The sequence below is a fragment of the Mesorhizobium sp. M0060 genome, assembly GCF_040323155.1.
Taxonomy (GTDB): domain Bacteria; phylum Pseudomonadota; class Alphaproteobacteria; order Rhizobiales; family Rhizobiaceae; genus Mesorhizobium.
Genome location: NZ_JAMYUP010000028.1, coordinates 60,017 through 70,401, shown reverse-complemented (window position 1 = coordinate 70,401; position 10,385 = coordinate 60,017). Strand labels below are relative to the sequence as shown.

Annotated in this window: 7 protein-coding genes and 1 pseudogene; 5 read left to right on the top strand and 3 right to left on the bottom strand. The window is 62.5% G+C overall.

Features of this window, described 5'->3' with window-relative positions; genetic code table 11:
• Nucleotides 1-154: 154 nt before the first annotated feature.
• The 3 genes from NKJ94_RS23575 (at nucleotide 155) to NKJ94_RS23565 (ending at nucleotide 3,547) form a co-directional block, all read left to right on the top strand.
• Nucleotides 155-2,305 carry a ParB/RepB/Spo0J family partition protein gene (locus NKJ94_RS23575; protein WP_352528330.1) on the top strand — a complete coding sequence of 717 codons (2,151 nt, stop codon included), beginning with the start codon at nucleotides 155-157 and terminating at the stop codon, nucleotides 2,303-2,305.
• A 118-nt stretch (nucleotides 2,306-2,423) separates the two neighbouring features.
• Nucleotides 2,424-2,816 (top strand): hypothetical protein, encoded by a 393-nt coding sequence (locus NKJ94_RS23570; RefSeq protein WP_352528328.1) that lies wholly within the window; start codon nucleotides 2,424-2,426, stop codon nucleotides 2,814-2,816.
• 104 nt (nucleotides 2,817-2,920) lie between these two features.
• Nucleotides 2,921-3,547 carry a DUF1419 domain-containing protein gene (locus NKJ94_RS23565; protein ID WP_352528326.1) on the top strand — a complete coding sequence of 209 codons (627 nt, stop codon included), beginning with the start codon at nucleotides 2,921-2,923 and terminating at the stop codon, nucleotides 3,545-3,547.
• Between the two features lie 188 nt (nucleotides 3,548-3,735).
• Here the strand turns inward: NKJ94_RS23565 and NKJ94_RS23560 are convergent, their stop codons facing one another.
• On the bottom strand, nucleotides 3,736-4,131 hold the full coding sequence (locus tag NKJ94_RS23560; protein ID WP_352528324.1) for a hypothetical protein: 396 nt from the start codon (nucleotides 4,129-4,131) through the stop codon (nucleotides 3,736-3,738).
• 288 nt (nucleotides 4,132-4,419) lie between these two features.
• Between NKJ94_RS23560 and NKJ94_RS23555 the strand changes: the two genes are divergently transcribed.
• A complete protein-coding gene (locus NKJ94_RS23555; protein WP_352528322.1) occupies nucleotides 4,420-5,100 on the top strand; it encodes a transposase in 681 nt (226 codons plus the stop codon).
• A gap of 36 nt (nucleotides 5,101-5,136) precedes the next feature.
• Here the strand turns inward: NKJ94_RS23555 and NKJ94_RS23550 are convergent, their stop codons facing one another.
• Nucleotides 5,137-6,330, bottom strand: coding sequence for a DUF1173 domain-containing protein (locus NKJ94_RS23550; protein ID WP_352528320.1), 1,194 nt, complete (start codon nucleotides 6,328-6,330; stop codon nucleotides 5,137-5,139).
• A 181-nt stretch (nucleotides 6,331-6,511) separates the two neighbouring features.
• Between NKJ94_RS23550 and NKJ94_RS23545 the strand changes: the two are divergent.
• Nucleotides 6,512-9,160, top strand: a pseudogene (locus tag NKJ94_RS23545) (strawberry notch-like NTP hydrolase domain-containing protein); the annotation flags it as partial.
• 162 nt (nucleotides 9,161-9,322) lie between these two features.
• Here NKJ94_RS23545 and NKJ94_RS23540 read toward each other — a convergent pair.
• The gene (locus NKJ94_RS23540) at nucleotides 9,323-10,333 is read right to left on the bottom strand and encodes a tyrosine-type recombinase/integrase (protein WP_352528318.1); all 1,011 of its coding nucleotides are present in this window, start codon (nucleotides 10,331-10,333) and stop codon (nucleotides 9,323-9,325) included.
• Between the last annotated feature and the right edge of the window lie 52 nt (nucleotides 10,334-10,385).

Here is a 10,385-nt window from a genome sequence, read left to right as displayed (position 1 = left end):
GAGGGTTTTTCGCCCTCCGGAGATGTTGGTGGCTAGTCTTCCAACTCGGCTTTTCTCCTTTCTGGTCAAAGAGTTAGAGGGCTGTGCTTGGCGCACTGACGGGCTTGGAGGTTCGGGGAGAGGCCCCGGGCCGCCCGTTATGGAGAACCTGACCATGGCAAAGAACGCCATTCAGAAGATCGCGATGAACGCCGCGGAGAATATTCCCTATGACAAGCTAATGTTGTCGCAGAAAAATGTTCGGCGCATCAAGGACGGCGTGTCGATCGAGCAGTTGGCCGAAGACATCGGACGGCGAAAGCTGATCCAGAGCCTGAACGTCCGTCCCGTGCTCGACGGTGAGGGCGAGGAGACCGGCACGTTCGAGGTGCCCGCCGGCGGGCGGCGTTATCTGGCGCTCGGCATCCTCATCAAGCAAAAGCGCCTGGCTAAGAACGAGCCAATCCCCTGCATCGTCAACCGCGGGCAGGAGACCTCGGCCGAGGAGGACTCTCTTGCTGAAAACCTGCGGCGCGCCGACTTGCACCCGCTCGATCAGTTTCGGGCCTTCAAGACGCTCAGCGATCAGGGCCTCGATCCGGACGAGATTGGCGCCCGCTTTTTCGTGTCGCCGGCCACAGTGAGACAGCGTCTGCGGCTGGCATCGGTATCGCCAAAGCTTCTCGAGCTCTACGAGAATGACGAGATCCGTCTTGAGCAGATCATGGCCTTCTCGATCTCGGACGATCACGCGCGCCAGGAGCAGGTCTGGGAGCGGATTTCCAGCTCGGAGATGCAGGAACCCTATTACATCAGGCGCCTGCTGACGGAGACCACGGTGCGGGCCGATGATCGCCGTGCCGTCTATGTCGGTGCCAAAGCCTATGAGGCTGCGGGCGGGGTCATCCTTCGCGATCTGTTCGAGCAGGATTCCGGCGGCTGGTTCCAGGATGCCGCACTCCTCGAGCAGCTTGTCTTCGACAGGCTGAAGGTGGATGCCGAGGTGATCCGCGCCGAAGGCTGGAAATGGATCGAGGCCGCGATCAGCTTTCCCTATGGCCACACCTCCGGCATGCGGCGCATCTACGCCGAGGCGCAAGAGCTCAGCGCCGAGGAGATCGAACGCTACGACGCGCTGAAGGCCGAATACGACAAGCTGGATGCGGACTATGCCAAGGCCGAGGATGCCGATGAAGCAATCGAGGCGAAGCTCGACCAGTTGGGTTCCGAGCTCGATGCGATCGATGATCGTCCTCAAAGCTACGATCCCGCACAGAAGGCCATCGCCGGTGTGTTCGTCACGCTTGCCGCGAACGGTACGCTCCAGGTCGATGCCGGTTTCGTGCGGTCCGAGGACGAGCCGGGGACCGAAACCGGCGACCTCGATGAGGGCGAGGAACAGGGCGCCGACGGCGGAACCCGAACCAATGGCGACGACGATGGCGATGGTGTTGTCGTCAACGGAAAACCGGTGCACGACACCTCTGGCGATGACGGCGAGGACGATGGCATAAAGCCACTGCCCGATCGGCTCGTCTTCGACCTGACCGCGCAGCGGACGCTGGCACTGCGCAACGCGCTCGCCGGTGACGTCGACATCGCCTTCGTCGCCGCACTCCATGCCTTCGTCCTGCAGGTCTTCTATCGCTTCGCGCCGGACACGTGCCTGGAGATCAGCCTGAAGAGCGGCAGCTTCAGCCAAGTCGATGGCCTTGCCGAAACGCCGTGGGCCAAGGAGATCGCCGAGCGGCACGAAGCGTGGGATCGCGATCTGCCCAATGAGGCGGATGGCCTGTGGGACTTCCTTCTCGGTCTCGATGAAGCAAGCCGCAAGGCGCTGTTCGCGCACTGCGTCTCGCTGACCCTCAATGCGGTGGTCGAACCCTGGAACAGGCGAGCGAAGGCGCTCGAGCATGCAGACGTGCTTGGCCGCTCGCTCCAGTTCGACATGCTCGACGCCGGCTGGACGCCTACGGTCGAGTTCCTCGGGCGGCTCACTAAGACGCGGATTCTACAGGCTGTCCGTGAAGCGCGTGGCGCAGACTCCGCGCAGCTGATCGACCACATGAAGAAGGACATCATGGCCCGTGAAGCCGCCCGTCTTCTCGAAGGATCGAACTGGCTGCCCGAGCCGCTGCGCCTTGAGGTCGATGAAGTGGCTACCGATGCTGGCGACGCGGTCGCCGGCGACATGTCGGACGAGGCAGCCCTCGACGGCGGTGCCGCTGAGCTGCCGGCCTTCCTCGCCGACGATGCGGATCCGTCCGCCGATGAGCCGGTGACCATCGACGGCGACGAGGCGGACCACCTCCAGGCCGCCGAATAACCGACCTCCCGCTCGCACCAGGCCCGGCACTCCCGTCGGACCCATTTCAGTTCCAACTCACTCTCGAGCCCGGGATCGCCATCGCGACCCCGGGCGCTTGCGTTTCATGGAGATCGACATGTTCGACTGGAACAGAAGCTGCTCCTACGACGAGCAGCAGAAGAGACGTTTCCACACGATAGCCCGTTCACGGCTGAAGAAACTCGCCGCCGAACTTGCCCTGCCGCAGGGAAGCTTTGACCTGCGCTCGAACAAGGCGGGCATAGCCGTTTCCGGTGAAATAACCCTGCACCATGACCGCGCCTACATCCAGGTCGGCCAATTCGGTTTGTCCTCAGGTCACGGCATCCTGATCCGCACCTGCAAGGGCCGCAAGGACTATACCGGCGGGGCCAACCACTTCGTCGCACTCGGCATGCTGGACGACATTCCGGCGCTCGCCGCCGCCGTCCGTGCCATCACCGGGGTTGGTCGAGACGCTTCGTGTTCCTCTGAGCGACGCGCCGCCTAAACCCCTGCAAATCCCATCATCGCCAGTGCACGCGCCGGCCGCGGACTCTGCCCGTCGCCAGCCACAATACAGCAAGCAGTTGTCATGGCGCGGTAATGCCGCGCATGGCCGAGCTGCGTTCAGGAGACCCCATGACCGCATATCCACCCTTCAGGAAGGTGCTCGACGGCGTTGCCACCCGCGAGCAGATGTTTCAACTGTTCAGCCGACACAAAGACACTCCCGGCATCGATCCGCTTTCCGGCACTCCCTATTCAGCCGAGTGGTTCGAGATCACCGCGTCCGAATACCATTTCATGCTCGATTTGTTGCCGCCGCTCTTCATGCGCACCGGCATGTTCGGAATTTCTGAGTATAAGGCCGGCAACGTCACCAGCGTATTCCTCGCGATCCGGATCTGGGGCCGCGAGCGCTGGTTTCATGGCTTCTGCGATCTCACGGATCGGCAGTCGCCAGACAAGATGCGCGCCGCCATCATCGCCCACGAGACCGGCGCGAGCGACAGCATGACCCGCGCGGAAAAGCTCGAGGCGATCTGGAACATAATCCCTGTCGAGCTCAGGGGGACCGCCCGCAACGCAGACCCCGAGACCGGGTGGGCCGAACATCGCGGCAAACGCACGATTCTCGTTAACGCCGGAAGGCATGGTGCTGTCTTCAAGCTGCTCGATGATCTGTCGGATCTCGAGATCGACGAGTTCCTGTCCAAAGTCCGATTGCGTCGGAGCTGATGAAGGAAGACGACGATGGGCATCTATAAGAACCGCGCTTCGGCGGTGAAGCGTCTCCATCACGGTGACCGACTTTCGCTCAATGGATGCACCCGCGTACGGCCCATCCTCAAGCTGTTGAGACATGCGAGACCGTATGGCCAACTGCGCCGACGATATAAGCATCCGGCCCTCAGCAAAACTTGGGGTCAGTGCCTGCCACGCGGGAGGTACCCGGCATTACGTAAAGCGCCGATGAACAGGCTGGCCGGGCCGGCGATACTCGTCCTGGCCTGAGTTCCGAGCGGCAGCGTGTTCCAGTCCTCCAACGGAGCGATAAAGCAGGAGAAAGTGCCATTGACCATGCAATGGCTGGTCAACAAGCCTTGCTTATCCAGCACCAGAACGCCTGTCTGATTGCTTGGATACCGGATGGCGGCAACGCGCTGAAGTTCCATGTCGCCATCGACGCGCAAATTGAAAAGCACGACGCCCTGGCTTCTGTGGGCGACTTCCGCGACTTTTTCCGCGAAAGGAACAGGAAGCGCACGAACGCTGTCGACCGCCATCCCGAAAACAAGCGCGTCCAGCTCATCCGCCGCCATGAGAAGATTAGTTCCCAAGAATATAAGGATTGCAATCGCTCCAGCCCGATTGTGCACAGTCATCGCACTCCGCCGGCTAGACGCCTGAGCCATGGCGTGTATGAGACAGCTCTCTCTCGGTAGGAATGTTTGCCCCCGTTTATTGAGCCGGTTGCCCTAGGCCCATGACACACCGCTTGCTCGTTGCGGGGTTTCTCCGATAAAGCACGACGAAAGCGATACGTCGGGTACTCGCTAACACGAACAAACGACTTGGCTTGCAAGTCATGCTCACATCAGGAACAGACTATGAAGCGCCAGATCCGGCCATTCATCGTGGAGGTGAAACAGAGGCGCGGCAAGCAAAAGCCAAGCCATTCGATCTGGGGCGATCTCGACCTGTCCAAAATTGCCACGGAGATGACGCAGCAGGCTCATGCTGCAGTTCCAAATTCCCGGGTCATTGACTTCAGTATAAGGCCCCTTGATGCTGAAGAAGGGGAAAAACCACAAGCGGAGTATCTCATGGCCGATTTTCAGGACGCTCAGACTGTTCAGACGACAGTAGCCCCAGCCAAAGTGGAAGTGCCTGAATCCAAGAAGAGAGTTCCGGCAGCAAAGAAAGCGAAGGCAGAGCTCGTAAAGCCGGTCCGCAAAAACGGAGCGAAACCTGCGCCCCCAGCCGCGGAAGCTCCCGTGGCAGCGAAGACCGCCCGCAAGACATATTCCGAGAAGGAACGCGCCCAGAAGCTTGCCCAGATCGAGAAATCGATCGCTGGCGGCGCGACCAGCAAGATTGCGGTCGGCCAGGCCGGCATATCCGAGCAGACCTACTATTATTGGAAGAGGGCTGCCGCACCTTCCTCCGACAGCGGCGATCTTCGCGATCTTGTCGCACTCGAAGAAGAAAACAAGCGCCTTAAGAATCTACTTGCCGACCGTCTGCGCAAGGAAAATGCCGAGCTCAAGAAGAAGCTGGGCCTGGCCTAAGGCATACTGAAGCATCGACGGAAATTCCGCCGACGCTCAAGGCGGTAGCGGCGGCATATCGCCTTCGCCGACCCGCCACACCCAGGAGCCGATCTCCGGTCGTGCGGCGATCATTTCGTCGAGCGACGCTTCGTAGTTCTCGTCTGCTCCGGCCGGAACGACAAAGAGCGCGATCGGCTCATCCCTGTTCTGGAGCAAAGCGTTGGCGATCGGCTGGTCGGGTTGCAGGTCAAAGCGCAATCCCTTCACGCTCTTCTCGCGAAGGCGGGCGAGCCCATCGACAAGCCTTTTCTCCGGGACCGTCTCGTAGGGAATCCAGTTCTCGGACACCACCATCAACGCGACCTCCTCGACAATGGCGAGGCCGGCCGGGTTCAGTCCGAACGTCGCGATCGTCATGAGATGCGAGCTTGAATCCGCTGCCCACAGAGACAATTCTTTCTCGAAACGTGCCTGCAAACGGCGGTGTAATGCATCATCGATGATGAAGGGAAAGCCGGGCAGGTGCCTGATGACGAGTTTCTGACCGGATCGGGCAGGAACAATCTCTTTCACCTCGCCGACCAGAACCAGTAGCTTTCGTGGGCCGGATTTCGGCGTGAGCGCCATGCCGAGAACCGCGTTGCGACGCTGTTCGATCGCTTCCTTGTTCTCGGCCCGAAACGGCTCGGGCACGAACAGGATATCCGCGAGCGATCCGCCCCTCACCGTCATTTGCCCGGCAGCCTCGAGCAGATGCCAGCGGACATTCCACCAATGTCGCTTGCCGGCCCATCGGGATGTCCAGACCGTCAATTCGGCCTCGTGCCAGAGATAATGAAGGAGGCCACGCAGCGACATCCTCCTGGGATCGGCGGTTACGCTGTCGGAATTTTGCCCCGCAGGCACGGATGCTGCGCGGCTCCCTGTCTTCGACAGGCTGAAGTCCAATTTGAGGGCCGCCATGCCGCTTTGCGGATCGAGCTGTATCGCGCTGCCCATCAAGGCGCCCAGGCCGGACAGCTCGTAAGGCGATTCGTATGAATCGCAGGATGGATCATGCCCGCCGCCGCTCAGCGGCATGCGCTTGATCAGATGAAGGGCGCCGATGCGGGCGATGTACATCGGGCAGCCCGGCTCGCGGCACAGGCATAGCGGACGCTCGGTGCGGGCATAGGCGTTCGCCAGCGCCGCCTGCAGCTCAGGCGCCGCCTCCTCGTAGACCGCACTGCCAATTCTGAAGCGTCGCATCACCTCCACAGCTCCAGGTCGCCGCCGCATCCCTGTCCGCGCATTGAGTCATGGCTTTGCGCAGAACGCAACCCGCTTAGTGAACCGGTCTCAGAGGGAGAGGGAGCCGGGAGGAGTGCGGCCCGGCTGGCGCAGAGAGAGTGCCGGCGGGCGCAACTCCCCTCTCGCGAAGGACATCTCCATGAACATCGTCACGACCACATCGGCCGGCGCCCGGACGGCCGCTCCCCTCGACGCGCCCGCGCCCGCCGCCATCGACAACGCACAGGCGATCCACCAGGCGGCAATGCAGCTTCTGCCTATCCTCGAGCAGGGCAAGCCTGTCACCGCCGCCGCACTGCGCACCGCCATGACGACAAGTTTTGGCGGCAGCGATGCGCAAGGGTTCTGGATCTGGAAGGACGCCTATGAGGCGCTCGAAGTCGCCCAGGTGCTGTTCTTGCGCCGGTTCGGCCCTGCGATCCTGTCCCGGTCCACCACGCCGCAGGCAACGTTGGCGATGATCAAGCGCATCGCCGACCTTCTTCCCACCCATACGCGACGCTCCGACGAGAGCCAGGCCATGCAGCAGCTGTCGACGCCCTTGCCGCTCGCCTTCGTGACAGCGCACGCCGCGGCGATCGCATCTTGCGACCTCGTTCTCGAACCCTCGGCCGGCACCGGTCTGCTCGCCGTTCATGCCGAGATGGCGCGCGCCTCGATCGCCCTCAACGAGCTTGCCGCGACGCGGGCCGATCTCCTCGGCCTGCTGTTTGCACGGTTCCCCGTCTCGCGGCACGACGCTGCCCATATCGACGACCATCTCGACGCGGCCATTGAGCCGTCCCTCGTCTTGATGAATCCGCCCTTCAGCGTCGGCGCCTATGTCGACGGCCATGTCGCCGATGCGGCATGGCGGCACCTCTCTTCCGCGTTCGCACGCCTGCGTTCGGGCGGTCGTCTTGTCGCCATCACCGGCGCGCCGGGCTGTCTCCCGAAAACCCGAAATGGCGGCTCGCCTTCGAACGCCTGCAGCAGCAGGGCACGGTCATCTTCACGGCGGCGATCGACGGCCGCGTCTACGCCCGCCACGGAACCACCACTGAGACCCGCCTGACGATCATCGACAAGGTGCCGGCCGCCGATCCGTCGCGTTTCGTCGCCTCGCCGCGCAAGGCCATGGATGTCGAGACGCTGCTCTCCTGGATCTCCGCCCTGCCGCCCCGGACACCGGGCGGCTTTCCGGACTCAATCGGTGCATTGTCCAGCGGCATCCTGCGCAGTGCCGCCATGCACATGGGTGGCCGATCGGGAGCAAGAACCGCACCTGTGGCCGCCTCGCCAGCTGCTTCAGTCATCCGGCCGGTCCGTGCGGCCGCCCGGCGGGTGGTGCCCAGCCGCCCGGTCATGGCGAGCAGCACCCGGGCCGTGCCACTTGCCTATGAGCTGCGCGACTGGATGCCGCAGCAGAGCGGCCGCCTCACCGACACGATCTACGAACCGTACGCGCTCCAGTCGATCGACATTCCCCGCGCAAAGCCGCATCCGACGCCGCTCGTGCAGTCGGCCGCAATGGCCGCCGTCGCGCCACCAAAACCTTCCTATCGGCCGCTTCTTCCCGATGCGATCATCGACGAAGGCCTGCTGTCGGACGCCCAGCTAGAAAGCGTCGTTTATGCGGGTGAAGCCCATTGCGGCCATCTCACCGGCGCCTGGACGGTTGACGAGACCTGCGATGTCGTCTCGGCCGCGCCAGAAGGCGCTGCGAACGCTGTCCGCTTCCGCCGTGGATGGTTTTTGGGTGACGGGACCGGCTGCGGCAAGGGACGGCAAGTCGCCGGCATCATCCTCGACAACTGGCTGCAGGGCCGCCGCCGTGCGATCTGGATCTCCAAGTCGGACAAATTGCTTGAAGACGCCCAGCGCGATTGGGCTGCACTTGGCCAGGAAAAACTTCTCGTCCAGCCGCTCTCGCGCTATCGGCAGGGCACGCCGATCGGCCTTGCCGAGGGCATCCTGTTCACGACCTATGCGACGCTCCGCTCGCAGGAACGGGAGGGCAAGAAATCCCGGATCGCTCAGATCCTCGACTGGGTCGGCAAGGATTTCGACGGTGTGATCGTCTTCGACGAGGCGCACGCCATGGCCAACGCCGGTGGCGGCAAAAGCGAGCGCGGCGACGTAGCCCCGTCGCAGCAGGGCAAGGCGGGTCTGCGGCTGCAGCACACCCTTCCCGACGCGCGTCGTCTACGTCTCCGCGACCGGTGCGACCGCGGTCGAGAACCTGGCCTATGCGCAGCGTCTCGGCATCTGGGGCAGCGAGGATTTTCCATTCGCCAACCGTGCCGAATTCGTCGCCGCGATCGAGGACGGCGGTGTCGCGGCGATGGAAGTGCTCGCCCGCGATCTCAAGTCGCTCGGTCTCTATGCGGCCCGTTCGCTTTCCTATGACGGTGTCGAATACGACCTGCTCGAGCACGCGCTGACCGAGGAACAGATCCGTATCTACAACGCCTATGCCGACGCATTCGAGGTCATCCACAACAACCTGACCGCCGCATTCGAGGCGACCAACATCACCAATGAGTCCGGTACGCTGAACCGTAACGCCAAGTCTGCGGCGCGCTCGGCCTTCGAGAGCACCAAGCAGCGCTTTTTCTCGCATTTGATCACCTCGATGATGACGCCAACGCTGATTGGCGCGATCGAGCAGGACCTCGCCGACGGCCATTCGGCAGTCGTGCAGATCGTCTCGACCGGCGAAGCGCTGATGGTACGACGCCTTGCCGAGATCCCAACCGAGGAATGGTCGGATCTGCATGTCGACGTCACGCCGCGCGAGTACGTCTTATCCCGAACTCGGGATAAGACGTAATATGCCGCGTCTGCGTTATGCAGAGCACGCCGGGTCAACTCTTTGATCTGCTTTTTCATTTCCTGATCTCCACTTGGCATAATCATAGGTGCCGGGCGGAGGCCGCCCGGCACTGTTTTCATGATGGCTGTTCCAGATTTACTGGTGCCGTGGGTTGGTTGCGGCCGCGAGAGCGGCCATCAGCTTGTCCGACGGCTCCCGGAACCGGCCAGCCCTGATCAGCGGGGGATGATGCGCGTCGAGAAGCGCGAGCTTTTCGGTCGGATCGGCGCGCAGATACATCTCGGTGGTCTGGATGCTGGCATGGCCGAGCCACAGCGCCACCTTGCGAACGTCTCCGGTTGCCTGGAGCGTGTGCATGGCGCAGCTATGCCGAAGCACGTGCGGCGTGACGCTTTTGCCGGCAATCGACGGCACCGTTTTACCGGCTTTGGCGACGTGCAGTTGGAGCCGGTACGCGAATCCATCGCGGCTCATGCGTTTGCCGTCCCGGCTCAGGAACAGTTCTGGACCGTGACCGAACGGGCGAACGGCCAGCCATGCACGCAATGCGGCCTGAGTTTCTTTCCAGAGTGGCAGAATACGTTCTCGCCGTCCCTTGCCGAGGACGCGGACGCTGGAAAGCGACCTATCAGGGAAGTCTCCCATCCGCATCGCCAATAGTTCAGATGCCCGCAAACCCGCGGCATAGGCGAGATGGAGCATCGCGCGGTCACGCAGGCCGCCGCGCGTGCGGATGTCAGGCGCCGCAAGCAGCGCTCGGATTTCTTCCCGTGTCAGGTAGTCGATGAGCCGAGTGTCCGTTCGTTTGACCGGTAGCGCGCGGATCATCATGGCCTGTTCCAGGCAGGCCGGCTGCCGATGTTCGACGAAGCGAAAAAACGCCTTGATCGCCGAGAGCCGTGCGTTGCGAGAACGGGCGGTATTGTCCCGCCCTTCTTCCACATGCTGCAGAAATGCTCTCACCAGCCCGACATCGAGATCCTCGATCATGAGGTCGGAGGGCTGTCGTTTGAGACGGGCCGCGGCGAAACGCAGCAAGAGCGTGAACGCATGCGCGTAGCTCGAGATTGTATGCGGGCTTGCACCACGTTCGTTTGGGAGGTGGCTCTGCAGGAACGCGGAAAGGTCAGGAGCGAGCGGAGTCATATCGCACCTCCGACGAAAGCGCCTTCGGTTGCTGAAGCGATCGTGCGCAACA

Excerpts from the sequence above, each read along its gene's own strand:
- NKJ94_RS23570 (WP_352528328.1), top strand. The coding sequence starts at position 2,424 with ATGTTCGACTGGAACAGAAGCTGCTCCTACGACGAGCAGCAGAAGAGA.
- NKJ94_RS23555 (WP_352528322.1), top strand. The coding sequence starts at position 4,420 with ATGAAGCGCCAGATCCGGCCATTCATCGTGGAGGTGAAACAGAGGCGC.
- NKJ94_RS23575 (WP_352528330.1), top strand. The coding sequence starts at position 155 with ATGGCAAAGAACGCCATTCAGAAGATCGCGATGAACGCCGCGGAGAAT.
- NKJ94_RS23550 (WP_352528320.1), bottom strand. The coding sequence starts at position 6,330 with ATGCGACGCTTCAGAATTGGCAGTGCGGTCTACGAGGAGGCGGCGCCT.
- NKJ94_RS23560 (WP_352528324.1), bottom strand. The coding sequence starts at position 4,131 with ATGGCGGCGGATGAGCTGGACGCGCTTGTTTTCGGGATGGCGGTCGAC.
- NKJ94_RS23540 (WP_352528318.1), bottom strand. The coding sequence starts at position 10,333 with ATGACTCCGCTCGCTCCTGACCTTTCCGCGTTCCTGCAGAGCCACCTC.
- NKJ94_RS23565 (WP_352528326.1), top strand. The coding sequence starts at position 2,921 with ATGGCCGAGCTGCGTTCAGGAGACCCCATGACCGCATATCCACCCTTC.